The sequence below is a fragment of the Nonomuraea sp. NPDC003214 genome, assembly GCF_053590035.1.
Genome location: NZ_JBSFSX010000034.1, coordinates 12,010 through 28,018 on the forward strand (window position 1 = coordinate 12,010; position 16,009 = coordinate 28,018).

The following is a 16,009-nucleotide window of genomic DNA, read 5'->3' on the forward strand; positions in this document are numbered from 1 at the left end:
GTCGTAACCGAGATACGGAAGATCCGCGAATCTTGATCGTCATCGACGGCACGGCGCTCGCCGATGGATCGACCGTGAAGCTTTGACCCAGAGCTCCGTCACTTCCTGGTCCGGCCGCCGCGGACCGGCTTGGCCGGACTCCAGAGACGCAGGTCGTCGTCCGTCAAGCCGTGCTCCTGCTGGATCTGCTGACGGTAGGCGGCGAAGAATTCCGCTGGCGAACCGCTGTAGGTGATGTCGAACTCGTTGTGCCACTGGTAGAGCCACGGCTGGAGTTCGAGCAGGCCGGCGAGGAACGGCTTGATCTCCTCGGCGGTCATGGGGTGGTTGGTGAAGTAGGTGGCCAGGGCTTGCGCCTGCTCCCTGTGGTCCCAGCCGGCCCAGCCGTATAGGCCAGGGGTCTGGGTGTTGGTGTCCCCGTAGGAGATGAAACGCTCCTTCGGCACGTCGAGCTTGCCGCGCGCGGACCAGTAGGAGGAGCGCAGGAAGTCGGCGGAGGTGTACTTCGGCGGCACCGGGATGGAGTCGCGGATCTGCTTCTTGGTCTTGACCTTGGGGTCGTCGGAGAACTCGGGCGCGGCATCCTCCTGGCGCTGCAGATCCCAAACCTCCTCCCAGTCCTGGCGCTTCCTCATGCCGCTCGGCTTGTAGCGGAGCGCGGCCAGGAAGGGCACGTGCTCGGTGGAGATGAGGTCGGTGACGACCGCGAGAAGGTCACGACGCGGGGCGTAGATCGCGGCGACGGAGACGAAGTCCTCGTCGCGGGACAGGGTGTCGGCCAGGCGGGGCAAGGTGATGATGGCTGGCTGGCCGTTGTCGTCGAACCAGAGCTCACGCGCTTCCATGCGGTCCAGCAGCCAGGAGCGCAGTGCTTTCTCCTGGAGCGCGTCCCAGCCTTCGGTGGCCCAGCGGCGCTTGTACTCGGGGCGCTCGATCATGCCGATCGCACGGGAGGACTCGATGGTGTCGATCCGCTTCTGAACGATCTCCTTGTACGACTCCGGCCAGTGCGCCGGGATCTCGGTGGTGGGAGTGGAGTTGTGGCGCTTGAACCATTCGCCGGACGCCTCGCCCTTGGCGACCTTGCGAGCAAGCACGATCTCGAAGGCCCGCTCACCGAGCGCCAGCTCAGGCACAGCGTCCTCGGGGGCGCGGAGATCTTCGGGGTGCAGGTTGTAGAGAGAGTAGACCTGCCAGTCCAACTCCTCCTGCAACGCGATCATCCGCGCCCGGGTGCTTTCCCACCGAGCTTTGGCTTCACGCAATGCTGCGCCTGTCGGCACTCGTGCGGCAACGAGCGCCTCCGGACTGACAGCAGCGAGTTGCTGTGCCAACTTGTCCAGGGTTTTCGCAAGTTCAGCTGGATACAGAGCTGGCAAAGGAAAATCCTCAAGGTTGGCGCCGGTAAACTCGTACCGCTCCTCCCAGGCTTCACTCTGGATCCCACGCCCGAGTCCGCTCCCGCCCTTTCCCTGGCTGACCTGCTTGAGCCAGAAGCAGGAAGTGGAGCTGTTAAGGAAGCCGAGCAGCCGCAAATGCTCCTCTTCGCTTGCCCCTTTCCTCAACTTGATTACCGGAGCAGAACGATTGAACACTTTCCCTCCCCGGTCCAGCACAAAATGGTTGTGCGTCGCCACGAAAGCGAACGGAATCGAGAGTGGGGTTCGGAGCTTTTCTGTGTACAACTCGCGATATTCGTACCAAGAGAATCCCGGTATTGTGGTCACCAGTTTACTAAAGCGCCTCCTGTTCTTCAGCACCGTCCTTGTTGGCCAGAGTTTTGCCAGAATCCCTGGGATATCACCCTCTCGCATAAGGGTCATTTTCTCGCCATACGGCCAGAGGGTAAGGAAACTTGGGGTAAGGGTGTGGTCGCGTACATCCTCACCTATCACCATTGGGCTAATGTTCTCAATCCGAACGCGCGGCGCGAACCCATGGATAGGCAGAAAATATGAGCTGTCTTCCCCTGAGATCGCTGCCGAGCCGATGCCGAGCGCCAGTGAATTCCGAAGCTTCGTCTTGCTCGCCGATTCGATGCTCTCCACCATCTCGAGGCCACCGTCGGACAATATCCAGGGCTGCTTGGCAAAGTAGCGCTCACGTTCAAGGTCGCCGACAGAGACCCATGGAGTTAGCCTCCCGGGCAAATCAATCCCCTCGACAATGGCTCGCCAGACCACGCCATTCTCGGCCTTTTCTGGGACAGAGGGCTCGCCCTGAACACCTCGGACCGTCCTAACAGTCGCGGTCCGAATCCGGCCGGATCGGCGAGTACCGATCAGAATGACCGTGGGGGTGCCATGCCCAGGAATATATGCACCCGAGGTGTCGATGACTTCGGTCAACTCGACCTTGTGTGCGAAGAATTCCTCGATCAGCTTCGCGCCGAACTCCCGCTTCATGAACGAGTTGGCAGTGATCTGCCCTACCATGCCGTAGCCTCGACCATCCGCATCACCACGCTTCGCCAAGTCGAAGAACCGTTGGGCGAATGGCACCGACAGGGCGTACTCCCTGTGGCAGGCGTCGTACAAATCCCGGTAGAGCTCATTGAGCTTCTTGTCCTTGACGGTGACGTACGGGGGATTCCCTACAACCACGTGATAGCGACCCGGCTCCAGGATGCCAGGGTGCTCGTGCACGTCCTCGGTGGCATACGCGAACTCGGCCAGCGGATCGCTTGGCACCTCGTCCCCGAGTGTCAGCGGAAGCTGCCTAGCCTTGATCAATGAGTCGCCAACGGCCAGGTGGATCGGCCAGTCGTACTTGGCCGCCTCCTTCATCGTCCGCATTCCCGCGACCGCCATCGCCGCAACCAGCAACCGGAACCGCGCAATGGCGACCGCGAACGGGTTGAGGTCCACTCCGTGAACCGAGTCCAACGCCAGCCGTACCCGCTCGTAGGGATCCCGGTGTCCCTGGTGCTCGCCATACAGCTTGACCAGCCGCCGGAACGCGCCGAGCACGAAGTGCCCCGACCCGCAGGTCGGGTCGATCATCTTCAGCTCCTCGTACCCGAACTCCCGGATCGCGGGCTCCATCGTCCGGTCGAGGATGAACTCCTCGACGAACTCGGGCGTCTGCAGCAGGGCATACGTCTTCCGCGCGTCCTCGGACATCCACTGGTAGAGATCGCCAAGAAAGCGGGTGTTCCAGCCCTCGGTGCCGTCCTCGTTCAGCGGATCGGCGAAGTCGTGGACCAGCGTGCCCGTCTCGTCGCGCCGCCGCCAGAACTCGACGAGGTCCCGCGCACCGTCATGCGAGATCGGAATGTGGAAGAGCGGGTTGTGCCTGCGGTTGAACAGCAGCGCGCCGGCCTGCCCTTCGCCCAGCTCCGCGAAGGCCTTCTCCAGCCACCCGCGATACGTCGGATCCGGGTCTTCCTCGACATACGCCTCATACCGCGCCTGCGCGAACTCCCGCCGCTCGGTATCGGGAGCAGTCACATAGGGCTCGGAGATGAGCAGGTTGTCCTCGCAGAAGCGCACGAACACGGTGCCCAGCACCCACGCGACGGCGACCTGGGTAATCCGCTCGTCCAGCCAGGAGCTCCACGTCGCAGCGGTCCGCCCCAGCTTGCGCGCCTGGTCGTACTCGGCCCGCAGCCGAGCCCCGACCTCGGGCAACGCCTTGACCTGCTTGGCAAGGTCGGTCTCTACCGCCTTGACCTGGCCCTTGAGGTCATCCCGAAGCAGCTCGCTGTCGATCAATTCGCCTCTCCCGCTCCCAAAAGCCCGCCCCGGTGGGCATTGCGCACCCACGAGTCGGGCAACTCGATCCACTCCCCCAGCCCCGCCTGGTAGGGCACGGCCACCGCCCCGAGCCTGGGCTCCCGTGCGGGATCGCCCTGCGGGCACAGCAGCCACAGCCCCCGCCGGCCGAGCCGGGCCGCTGCCGCCAGCCGGTCGAGCACGCCCATCGCGTCGTACCGGGCGAGCACGGCGGCGTCCGTGAGGAGCACCGGCCCGGAGCCGGAGTCGAGCATCGCGGCGATCCTCGGTTCGACCCGGCCCCACGCGGTACGGGCGTACTCGGCGAACTTCAGGGCCGCCCTGCTGCCCGCCTCGGCGACGTCGGCCCGCAGAATCGTCTCCCACGTCGGCTTGGTCCCCGGCGGAACCAACTCGTGCATCGTTTCCAGGAACAACCTCGTTACCGACACCACCTGTGCGCCGAACCGGCTGCCCGACAGCTCGTCGGTGGCGATGGGACTCAGCGCTGTCCGCACGGTGAGAGCCCGGAACCCGTCACGCCCTGCCGATGCCGTCAGCCGTTCCTCAGCTCGCACCGCGTTGGCCATCAGCGGGTCGTCAGCGTAACGGCCGGCAGCGCTCAGCCGCGTCGCTTGCCGCCAGGCGCCGACCGTCTGGTAACTCGACTCCGGCGTCGTGCGGCGGGGAAGGTAGCGAAGAGTCCTGGTGTCCTCGCGCGTGGAGAGCACGAGGTCGAAACCGGCGTCGCGGAGGGCCTTCGTGAGCGGGCCCCCGGCTGGCAAATCCGGCTTGCCCTGATAGGTGATCTCCGGGAAGCGGGCAAGGACCCGGTCGTGGATCTCGACGACCGTCAGACCCGGCTGGCGCTCGTCCGGCACCCCCGGAATCAGGCGCACCAGGCCCGCCTGCGTGAGCCGTAGCGCCCGTACCAGGGACAAGTCACGTCGATAGATCTCCAGCCGTGGTGTGACGGCGGCATTGCGGGAAGCGCCGGCCGCCACGGAGACCATGCGGCGTTCGTCCCAGTCGATCGCGCCGGGCGGCAGCGTGATCGCGCCCAGCTCGCTCAGCACCAGGGCGGCGGTAGGGAGGGTGTCCAGCTCGGCCAGCTTATCGGCGGCCTTGCCGAGACGTTGCGCGTAGTCGAGCAGGCCCGGCGCGGAGGGGGTGTCGGGCCCGTCCTCCTCGCCGACCTCCAGCGCCAGCAGGCCGGCGCCCAGCACCTCGTCCTTGGCGGCGCGGTTGGGCAGATGCCGGAACTGGCTGCTCGCGGGGTCGAGCTGCTCGATCTCGACCACCGCCCGGATGGCGGCCAATGCCAGTGCCCGGCGCCGCTCGCGCCCCTGCAATCGGGTGCCCCGCCGTACTACCAAAGCGTCAGCGATCTCCGCGGCCGAGGCGACCCGTCCGAGGTCGGCCACCAACTCCAGGATTTCCTCGCGGAGGGTGGCGATGACCGGGAGCTTCTTCCAGCGCAACCGCTGGACTTTGAGCATCTGCGGGATGCGCCCGGTGCTGAGCCCGAGCGCCTCGGCGACATCCTTCTGCTTCGGCCAGACCCCGACTCCCGAAGGCAGCTCGCCGTGCTCGTCGGGGAGGCGCAGGAGCAGCCGCACCATCTCAACCTCGTTGCCGTTGGCGCCACCTTTCTTCAGCTCGGGCACCAGGAGGGAGGCGAGGGTGTCGAGGCTGACCGAGCGGAGGGTGCGCTGCGGGAGCAGATCCGCGCTCCCGCCGATGGCCAGGCTGTCGACCAGGGCGGCTTCTGCCTGGCTGACTTGCTCCAGCTCCTCGTCGGCCTGGCGGCGGCCTTCCGGGCTCAGAGGCGAGACGGGGACGGCGCGCAAGCGCTCTCCCCACTCGCGCAGGCGGCGCTGGATCTCGCTGCGGGTCTTGGCGCCCAGACCGGGAGCGTTGACGAGGCCACGCTGGCTGAAGTCGAGCAGCTCACCGACCGTGGTGATGCGCAGGCCGTAGAGGAACTGCTCGGCTGCCGGGGTGAGGCCGGCCGCCGACAGGTGGGTCTCGCGGGTCACGGCAGCGGCGATCAGGTCGCGCTGCTCCGCTGCGGATACGGGCTCGGCTTCGTTGATCGTCGCCGGTGCGGGCCGACTCGTGTCGGGGTGCTTGGATGTCCGTGAGACAGGGGCGGCCTCAGCCACGTCCAGGAAGATCTTCTTCCAGGCGTCCCGCATCGGCTTGAGCTCAGCGAAGCGCTGCGAGACATCACGATGAAGCGCCTTGCGGAAGAAGGCCGCCAGTCCGTCGCGGACAGCAGGGTCGAAGGCGTCGACGGCGATCCTCGGGGAGGGATGCTCCTGTGGGTCGGTCTGGCGAGGCGAGACCTTGCCATCGCCCCATTGCGGAAGCTCACCCGAAGCCATCTCATGGAGGGTCACGGCCAAGGCGTACCGCTCGGCATGAGCGTCGTAGACCGACCGGGTCAGCGTGCCGATGAAGGGGTCGAGGTAGCCGTCGGTCCCTGCCTCCACCTCCTGGACAGGGTAACCGGCCAGCGAGAAATCGATCAGCACCAGCTCGCGGGTGCGGTTGGGGCGCACTCGGATCGCGATGTTGTCCGGCTTGATGTCCCGATGCCAGACGCCCTCGCCTTCCAGGAAGTCGACGGCGCCGAAAAGATAGTCGCCGTAAGCCTCCAGCTGGTCGATCTGGAGCCGTCCGCCTTCACGGAGCTGCCGCGCGACGGTCTCCTCCCTGCGGCGGCTGACGGTGCCCGGCTCCGAGACTGCGGGGTCGCGTTCGTCTCCGACATATTCCAGGGCGAGCGTGGTACGGCCACCGATGATCAGCGGCTCCTTCTCCACGAGCTGGATGACGCGAGAGTCTGCTCGCAGCCGTCTCATCACCTCGGCCTCGCGGATCAGCACCTCACCACGACTGTCCGACAGAGCCACCTTCAGCACGGCCAGGCCGGCACGGGCCTTGCCTTGGAGATCGTGGACGAGATAGGCGCGACTGGTCGAACCGGTGCCCAGTCTCCTGCGCACCTCCCAGCGCCCGCCCAGGACATCACCTGTGACGGCTTCCAGCGGATCCTTCTCCTGGGCCTGGGCAGCGGCGGCGTCGGCCGGCCCGGCTTCCGGCTCGGTCAGCGAGTCCTCGACGCATTCCAGCATCTCCAGGAACTCGTCAACCGACGAAAGCCGCTGGCTCGGCCGGTAGGCCGTGGCCGCCTGCACCAGCTCGTCGATGTCCGGCGACAGGCCGTCGACCATCGCACTGGGGCGCAGTCCTTCTCCTGCTTCGAGCCGGGCCAGCACCTCGGCCTGGGTGGCCGCCGGTGGCCGGTCGGTGGCCAGCAGATAAGTGATCACACCGAGCCCGTAGACGTCCAGGGCAATCGAGTCAGGCTTCTGCGCGGTCAGCTCAGGCGCGAGGTAGGGGTCGGAGCTCTCCGCCACGTGCATCGTCGACAGAGCGGTCGGGGCGAACCTCGTCCCGCCCTGCGACTGCCCGCCGCTCCGGTGGGCGATCTGCCAGTCGGAGATCTCCAGCCGAGGCGCGAGCCAGGCGGCCTCCTCGCCGATGGCTCGTCCTTCGGGCCCTCGGTTGCGTGGAATCACATGGATGGAGTGAGGAGCGAGCGCGCGGTGGTGGATGCGGCTGGAGTGCGCCGAGCGAATGGTCTCCGCGAGCTGCCGCACCAGGGCCATCCGGGCGAGGATGTCGAGCTTGTCGCCATACTGGACGAGGTATTCGTCCAGGCGCAGCGTGTGGGGGTGATAGTCGAAGATCAAGGCCGGGCCGGCCGAGTGCCCGGACGGGTCGTACTGCTTCAGCTGGACGACCCCTGGGTGCCGGAAGCGCCGCAGGACGGCGGCCTCCCGGCGGGCGGCGTTCTCCACGGACTGGCGGATCGACGCGTCTGAGCCACGCTCGCGGAGATAGATGCGGACCCTCGCCAGCTCGGGCAGCTCGCTGTGGCGTGCCAGGTAGTCCGCCCAGGTGGGGCCGGTGTCGAAGGACTTGCGTTCGAGAAGGAAGGGACCGACCTTGTATTCGGCGTCGCTCCGCCGGATCCCGATCCTGTCCAGGGCGCCCTTGATCTCGCGCGAGTCGGTGAGAGTGATCCTTCGCTGGTCGTAGCGAGCGGGCTCCTTCAGCATCCGCACGAGTTCGTCGATCTTGTAGACGCCGTTCTGGTCGTTCGGGGACAACCGCACCTGCAGTGACGGGTCCGTGAAGCAGACCGCCGCGCCGACCCAGACGCGTTTGCCATACCTGCCCAGGAGAGACGCGAGCTCCTTGGCCTTCTTGTCGGTCAGGTGATACGGGTTGCCGTGCGGCACTCGACGGCCGTTGGGCGTGGTCTGCACCCAGGCGCCGTTCTCGGTGGTGACGCTGCCGTGCCAGTCCTTCAGCTCGATCAGGTGAACGCCACCGGGGGTAACGACCAGCAGGTCGACCTCGCGGACGTGCCCCGCCTGGGCCGTGAAGGTGAAATTGGACCAGGCCCGCCAGGGCTCGGAGTCGGGCAGCTTCTCACGGATGGCTTCCAGGCCACGACGCTCATGGTCGAACTCAGACTCAGTGACAGTGGTCCACCGGCCTTCGAGCATGCGTGACTCCGATTGTCGATGCTCCCGCCGACCGCCCAACGCAGGCCGAATCGTCGGAGCACAGCTTATCGGCGGTGTATGACAAAGGAGGACCTTGCGATGGAACGTTTGTCACCTCCGCCGCTCATCACCCACGGGATCTTATGGATCTTGCCCATGCCTTGTGACCAGCCGCATCGTTGCCTTCGTATCCATCTTCATCGGCGATTGACCCAGCTGCATTGCCAGTACGGGCGACTGCAGAGTGAGCATCCACCCTGATAAGCAACGTCTGGTCGAACTGCGCGAACGCCAGCAGGCCCCAAGGCCGCGTCCAGCTGCGCCGGCGCATCGCAGAGAACACGCCGTGGCCTACCTCGGCCGCTAGCAAAGCCGCCGCGCTCGCTACAAGGGCACATACAAGAATCTGTTCGATTTCCGCCGCGCCCACGTGGTCCACGACTCCCACTCACCGACAGCACCACCGTGCCCTCCATAGAGTGTGCGCCTCTCACCACGAAGAGTGACGAAGTCGGCGCTGCGCGGATGCCGAGTAGGACAATGGGGTCAGCTCAGCCCTCCGCTCATCGCTGGGATTTCTCCATCACGCTTGCCCCTCCAACGAGATTCATGGCAAGAACCACGGCACCCGAACACCATCCGACGGATTCGTAGTACCGTATCTGCCTCATGTCAGAAATTGCCTGGCTGTAATAGGTCATATGTGGGCCTGGAGCGGCCGTCTCGTGGAAGACGATGGAGGGACATCGTGGGTGCCGCGCCCCGGTTCATGACTGCGAAGGCACGTCCGCTACCGGTACTTGTGCTGGCAGACGTGAGCGGGAGCATGGGTGAACCTCCAGAGAAGATCGATGTGCTTAATGAGTGCATCCGCCGCATGCTCGATGATTTCGCGACGGCCGACGTTGGGCGAGGAGCCATCCACATCGGGGTGATTGCGTTCAGTCAGGATGGCGCCGTCCTGCATCAGGAGCTGGGGCCCGCTGCAGCGGCTTCCTGGACCGATATGGAAGCCCGGGGCGGCACCCCACTCGGCGCGGCTCTCTCGCTCGCCGACGAACTGCTGCACGACGAGTCCGTCGTCCCAGCCCGAGCCTTCGCTCCCACCCTTGTTCTCATCTCCGACGGGATGCCCACCGACGAATGGGAGGAAGCCCTCGACCATCTACTCAATTCCCCGAAGGGTTCCAGGGCCAACCGGCTTGCGATCGCCATCGGGCCCGAAATGACCGAGCAGGCAAGGGCCGTGCTGCGCCGGTTCGTCAGCGATGAAGCCAGCGGCGTGTTCGAGGCACAAGACGTGGGACGGATCCAGCAGTACTTCCGCTGGGTCACCGTCACCGTCACCCAACGTGCCCAGAGCACTCGTCCTGACCGGACACCGGTATTGAACCCCGAGGACCTATCCAGCTTTGGGGCCTAGGCCACACAAGCGCGCGACGAGAGGAACCCAACGGTGGCATCACCCTGGGATCTCGGCGGTCTGCTGCGGCCCGTCGAGGACGAATACCACCAACTGTGGTCGCTGTCTCATTCCATCGGAGCCGGCGGCCAAGGAGAGGTGTGGCTGGCCCGAGGCGGACGCACTGCTGTCAAGATAGTCACGGCCTCGACTCAGGAAGCGGCCGAGGCCGTTCACGCCCGGCTTCGTCGCATCCAGCGCCTTCCATTGGAAGGCATCCCGCTGGCTGGCGTACTCGCCCTGCTCGCGCCCCCAAAGCTCGGCTATGTCATGGAACTCGCCGACGAGATGGTTCCGTTAGACACTCTATGCGTCTCCGATGAGGAGGATTTAGCGGCCTGGTACATGCGCACTGGCGGGCTGGATCGCCGACTACGCGTGCTGGCCAAACTCGCAGACGCCATCGCCCGGCTGCATGCTCGGGCCATTGTCTACCAAGATTTGTCTCCGTCGAACGTTCTGATATCGGCCGACCCCACGCAGCAAGAGATCCGACTCATCGACGTGGACAACCTCGGTCTGATCTCCACAGTCGGTTCCACACCGGTGCACACGCCGGGGTACGGAGCTCCAGAGATCGTTTCTGGGCACAGCAGTGCCACCACCCTGACAGACGCGCATGCCCTCGGTGTGCTGATCTTCGAGGCTCTCACGGCGAGCCATCCGTTCCGCGGCGATGAGGTGTTGGACGCCGACCCCCACTATCAGCGGGAGTACGCCGACCGTTTTCATCTGCCATGGATCGATCACCCCACCGACCACACCAACGAATGCACCCTTGGCATCACACCTCGGCAAGAACTGCTATCCGTCCAGCTGTGGAATCTAGCTGCGCGGTGTTTCGTGGACGCTGTGGTGGACCCCGTGCTCCGGCCATCCGCCGCCCAGTGGGCCGCGGCGCTGCACTCCGCAGCGGGCCAGACAGTTCTGTGCCCGAATTGCCGTTGGTCCTACCGCGCTGCCGCACCATCCTGTCTCTTGTGCCGACGCCCGAGGGACCGAGCCTGGGTGCTGCACCACGGATTGACCGGTCCGGTGGGTACCGAGCCGGAGGGCCAACCAGAAACCGGCAATGAGGTACCTGGCGTCCAGCTATCCGAGGTGCCGCTGCCCGATTTCACTGTGCTACGCCCCGGTGCCGAAACCGTACTCACGGCCCGACACACCTCCCCTGCTCCGGACTGGCCCGACACAGTGGTCGCGCACGTGCGGCTCGATGGTCGAGATGCGACCGTGCTGAACCTCTCGCGCAGCGCTCTCTGGCTCGACTACCAGGATGGGCGGCCGTGGCGGGAGATAGGCCAAGGGAGTCAGGCCACCGCACCTGTCGACGGCCGGCCATGGACATTGCATTTCGGAGAACGAGATGCCATCCACCGCTGGGTGCGCCTGACGGCACTGGAGGCGAGTAAGTGAACGTCCACCTGCGGGAATCGGTCATGCCAGCCCGTATGCCAGGTGAGCCGATCTTCGTGTCATTCTGGTGGCACCGGGTGCCACAGCTCCTCCCTCAGCAGATAATTCCTGACGGTGCCGAAGTCCGCCTCTATCATCGCCCCACCGGTCAACTCGACCTGGTCACTGACTCCGCCACGTACGGAATTCGACCTGCCAGCGCCGAAGACCAACGCAAGCTCGACCATGTCTGGACAGCTGGCCCTAACTGCGTGACAGTGACCGCACATCCAGTAAAGCCGGCGTCACCCGTGACGGCCGCGCCGCAACGCCCCCGTGGCGGGAGGCCGAATCCGCCTACTTCAGGTATCAACGAACCGTTCACCCTGCGAGTGCACATCTACGCACCTGCCGTTGGGCTCGCCCTCCCGCTCAGCTCTGGGCTGCGGCTTGACATCGATGACACCGTCCTGGAAGACGCTACGAAATACGCGGACCGGGCGGACACCATCAATGCTGCGTCTGTGATGGCGTTCCTGACACGGGAGCTACTCCTCGCGCCGCGCCTGGGGGCTGACGCAGATGCCAGGCGCATGGTGATCTCAGCAGGACCGGCGGGGAGTTTTGACGCTGGCTTCCGGATTCACGGGCCTGGGCTCATGGCCGACGTCGAGAAACACAGTACCGGGTACCGAATCGTTCGCTTGCTCAGCGCGGTCCACGACCGCGGCCTTGAGCAGAAGGCGCTGGCCGTCGGTTCCATTGAGTTCCGCGACATGACCGCCAGACAGCGCGATCGAGAGAGGATTCAGCAGGGACTCGACTTGGTGGCGAGTCAAAACGGTTACTTGGCCATGTGGGACAGATACCAGGAACTGGAGGCGCGCCACATCCGAGGGCGTATCCGCGACTTTGGAACGATTCGCTACAGCGAGGTCAAAATCGAATCCGACGGTCGCTGCGTCTTCACCGTGGATCTGAGCCGCGCCTTGCCTCGCACGCGAGCCGCTTTGGAGAACGCGACCACAGTCGAGCGGATAGAGATCGAGGCGGCGGCGGAGGTTCCAGCCTCCGCAACCGATACCACGATGACCGATAGGGAATGGCTAGTCACCTCCCGTGGGCAGAAGGTACAGGCGTGGGTCGGTGAACCACTCGGATACGACAGCGTCACCGAGACCTTGCGGCTCGCCGCAACCCTCAACGATCAAAAGGACCCACCACCCCAAGGCTGGCTCTATCTGGCACACCGCGGTGATCAGCGTCGACTCGACCGACGCGAAAGAGCGATGCAGAAGCTACGCACCGACGGCACACACATTCCCGCCCTGCCGACGTTGTTGGAGGGTGGTTCATGGCCGCAACCGCCGCAAAGGCGGATCACCAAGCTCTCCCGTTCCGCACTTGATTGCTTCGCTCCGCACGGACCGACGCCCGCGCAGCGGGAGGCGGTGCTTACGGCCCTCAACACACCTGATGTAGCGATCATCCAGGGACCGCCGGGCACAGGCAAAACTCAAGTGATCGCTGCCTTGGTCAACCAGTTGGGCGATCTCGCTCAAGGTGGAGACGTGTCCGGAAGCACTTTGTTGACGAGTTTCCAGCATGCGGCGGTTGATCATCTAGTTACTCGTGGCTGGGTCTTCGGCCTGCCCCCTCTGAAGATCGATTCCCGCGGTCGGGGCAGCACTGTCGCGCTGGACACCTGGCGCATCGAAGCAGCGCGCTCCGCCGATCTGCGGTTGCGGGAGCGCCCTGCAGGCCGCCATCTGGCTGCTCAGCGCGCTGCTACCGAGTTCGCCGCCACATACCGGGTAGCACCAGTCCCCCCCGAGTTTCTGCCGCAATTCCTTGACCAAGTGCTCGCGGAACTAGGCGACATCGCTGAAACGTCACTGATGGAGGAACTACGCAGCCAGAGGACTAAAGCAGAGAGACATCGACAACGGCTTGCCGCTGTCATCGAGCCGGAGACCCGTGCGGACCTGTTGCCGTACGTACGATCGCTACGGTGTACGGCGACAGGTTTTCAGGACGACGGCCCCTACACGGCCCGCGCCCTGCTTACCCGACTCGACCTCGCCGACAGCCCGCTGCTGGACGGCATCGCTTACCGCGAGCCGCTGCGGACGGCAGTCAATGCCACCTCGCCGGTTCCCGAACTGCTGGCCTCGCTCGTAGAGTTGCGCGATTTGCTGCTCGACCGTCTCACCGCCCGGATCCGATTGCCAGAGATCACCGTGGCCGATCCAGCCATCGTGGACATCCTTGACCGGCTCGCCGGTCGACTTACTGAGGCGGTAGTCCAGTCGCCTGACGCTGTGACGGCGGCGCTACTTGATTATCGGGACGATCTGCGCAGCGACCCCGAAGGGGTCGACGACACCCTCCGCGCCTACACCGTCTCCCTCGCCTCCACCTGCCAGCAGGCCGTTTCCAAAGCCATGACGGAGATCGGCCGTCAGGATGGCGTATTCGAATCAGTCATCGTCGATGAAGCAGCCCGGGCCAACCCACTTGACTTACTCATCCCGCTCGCTCAGGCCCGTCGCCGGATTGTCCTGGTCGGCGACCATGTCCAGCTTCCTCACATGCTGGAACCCGATGTGGAAAGGGAGCTGGGCTCACTTGGCGATGAGCTCCGCGACCGACTACAGGAAAGTCTGTTCCAGCGATTGGCCAGACAATGGAAGCACGGCTCATCCGACGGTCATCCCCGGTTCGTCCGCCTCGACACCCAATTCCGGATGCATCCAGTACTCGGCAGCTTCGTCAGCGACAACTTCTATGACGAACCGTTGATCAATGGTCGTGAAGCCGATGAGTTCATACATGGAATCGACCGGTATGGAGAAGTGCCGGCGGTGTGGCTCCCCGTGCCCCGGTCCGCGGGCGGCGAGACACAGCGAGGCTCCAGCCGAGCCCGTAATGCCGAAGCCGTTGCCATCGCGGCGGAGATCGCCGCGCTGATCGAGCAGTATCCGCGGTTCACCTTTGGGGTTATTACATTCTATGCGGCACAGGTCATTGAAATATGGAAGGAATTGAAGAAGGCTGGGCTGGCTGAGTTCACAGATACGGGCGGATGGCGTCCGGTGCCACGACTCTGCAGGGACGAAGACGGCGCACCACTTGACCGGTTACGAGTAGGCACTGTGGACGCTTTTCAGGGAATGGAATTCTCCATCACCTACCTGTCGACGGTGCGCAGCTGTGCGCCTGCGGCCCGCACCGATACTAAACGCGCTTACGGTCACCTAACCGTCGCCAACCGTCTCTGCGTGGCTATGAGTCGCCAGCAGCGGCTGCTAGTCACGGTCGGCGACGACGAGATGTTCGGGCCCGAGTCTCCGGACGATGTCAAGCCACTTGCAGCGTTTTTGGCACTGTGCCGGAAAGGGATGCATGGCCGTGTCGTTCGACCGTAAGACTCCGGTATTCCAGCTGGCTTTCCCCCCTCGAGGGCACTATCGGCCCGTTCTGCTGCCGCTATGGGTGTACCAGGTGACCGCACCGACGGGCTACTCCCGGACACTCGACGTATTCCAGACAGTAGTGCTGCGTCTGTGCGCTGCCGGAATCCGCGATGTTGGCGAGCTCTCACGGCTGATCGGTTTGGACACCGCCCTGTGCCGCACCGTAGCCGCCCGGCTTGTCGAGGGCCAGCTGATGGAACGTGGCCTGCGACTCACAGAGGCAGGACGACGTACGGTGGCTGAGGGAGAGGTAGCGGAAACCGCACCTCGGCTTGTGCGCGTCTTTCAGGATCCCAACACCGGAACGCTGTTACCCCGCTTCCTCGCCGCTGATCCGGTACGCGCCGACGTACGGGAGCACAGGGGCCGTTGGGTCACCATCCAGTTCGGCACCGCCGGCACCTCCCGGGAAGTCAGTGCACTGACGTTGCACGGCAACGGCCTTTCGGTGCGCCCTTCGGAACGCGACGTACTCGATGCCTGTCGGAGCCACGACATGGCAGCTCGAGGCCTTCGCGGCAACTCCCGCAATCCCGACCACGCGGCAGTGGCGGCTCGGCGGATCGGATTCCACGGCACTCCCAGCCCCGTCTACCTGGTGTGTTACCTCACAGAGGACGACGATGGTTCCGGGCGTAACTGGACCGTCCACGACCCGTTCGCAGTAGGCGACGGGCGTGTCTTCGCTGACCTGCTGGCGAGCCGCGCGGAACAAGAGAAGCATTTGAGCCAGCTGATCGACGATCTGGTCGGTCGTGGGCGCCGCGATCGGACCACCGCCGCCCGCAAGATCGACCGGGAACTGGCCGAGGATGCCCGCGCTGATGTGGCGCGAATACTTGGCGAAGAAATCCGGCAGCACCCCGACGTCTTCGCCCACCTGGCGGACATCGAACTGGCCCTCGTTAAGGACACGCCGCGGGAGCGCGAGAATGCAGCACGCAACGCGATCCGTGTCTTCGAGTGCATATTGCCGGAACTCAACGAAAGGTATCCCGCCCAGTTACCGGCGTCCAGGGTGCCAGGCGTGCGTGAGCGCGCATTCGTGCTGACCGCCCAGCGCCTGGGCGCTACCTCCGTGCCGCCGGAGTTGCGAAAATATTGCGCCAGCCCGAAGAATGACTTGGTCGGGCACATCACAAGGGCGATCTGGGCAGCCGGAGACAATAGGCAACACCCCTTTGCCGCATTTATTCAGCAACGCCCCACGCTTCTGGAAGAGCTCAACCGGTCGCGCATCCTGAGAAATAAAGCGACCCACGGATCCACCGGAGCGCCGGCCGCCGACGAGTTAGAATTTATCCGGACTCTCGCCTACGAAGCGGCCCATTACTTACTCGGCCTGGGCGGCGGCCAATCGATAGCAAGAGGGTGAAGACA

The 16,009-nt window shown here is 64.8% G+C and carries 6 protein-coding genes; 4 read left to right on the top strand and 2 right to left on the bottom strand.

What is annotated here, in order from left to right; genetic code table 11:
• Positions 1–98 precede the first annotated feature (98 nt).
• Both pglX and pglW read right to left on the bottom strand, forming a co-directional pair.
• On the bottom strand, positions 99–3,713 hold the full coding sequence (gene pglX, locus ACWDXC_RS44790; RefSeq protein WP_449993117.1) for a BREX-2 system adenine-specific DNA-methyltransferase PglX: 3,615 nt from the start codon (positions 3,711–3,713) through the stop codon (positions 99–101).
• Positions 3,710–8,296, bottom strand: coding sequence for a BREX system serine/threonine kinase PglW (pglW, locus tag ACWDXC_RS44795; protein ID WP_449993119.1), 4,587 nt, complete (start codon positions 8,294–8,296; stop codon positions 3,710–3,712). The genes pglX and pglW overlap by 4 nt, the downstream gene beginning before the upstream one ends.
• 769 nt (positions 8,297–9,065) lie before the next feature.
• Between pglW and ACWDXC_RS44800 the strand changes: the two genes are divergently transcribed.
• Genes ACWDXC_RS44800 through ACWDXC_RS44815 form a run of 4 tightly spaced genes read left to right on the top strand, consistent with a single transcriptional unit; the run spans position 9,066 to position 16,004 of the window.
• Complete coding sequence (locus tag ACWDXC_RS44800) at positions 9,066–9,719, top strand: vWA domain-containing protein (protein WP_449993135.1); 654 nt, start codon at positions 9,066–9,068, stop codon at positions 9,717–9,719.
• 33 nt (positions 9,720–9,752) lie between these two features.
• The gene (locus ACWDXC_RS44805; protein WP_449993121.1) at positions 9,753–11,174 is read left to right on the top strand and encodes a protein kinase domain-containing protein; all 1,422 of its coding nucleotides are present in this window, start codon (positions 9,753–9,755) and stop codon (positions 11,172–11,174) included.
• Positions 11,171–14,581, top strand: coding sequence for a DEAD/DEAH box helicase (locus tag ACWDXC_RS44810; RefSeq protein WP_449993123.1), 3,411 nt, complete (start codon positions 11,171–11,173; stop codon positions 14,579–14,581). Before ACWDXC_RS44805 ends, ACWDXC_RS44810 begins: the two co-directional genes overlap by 4 nt.
• A complete protein-coding gene (locus tag ACWDXC_RS44815; protein WP_449993125.1) occupies positions 14,559–16,004 on the top strand; it encodes a hypothetical protein in 1,446 nt (481 codons plus the stop codon). The genes ACWDXC_RS44810 and ACWDXC_RS44815 overlap by 23 nt, the downstream gene beginning before the upstream one ends.
• Positions 16,005–16,009 lie beyond the last annotated feature (5 nt).

Coding starts and splice junctions, on each gene's coding strand:
- pglW (WP_449993119.1), bottom strand. CDS start 8,296: ATGCTCGAAGGCCGGTGGACCACTGTCACTGAGTCTGAGTTCGACCAT.
- ACWDXC_RS44815 (WP_449993125.1), top strand. CDS start 14,559: ATGGCCGTGTCGTTCGACCGTAAGACTCCGGTATTCCAGCTGGCTTTC.
- ACWDXC_RS44800 (WP_449993135.1), top strand. CDS start 9,066: ATGACTGCGAAGGCACGTCCGCTACCGGTACTTGTGCTGGCAGACGTG.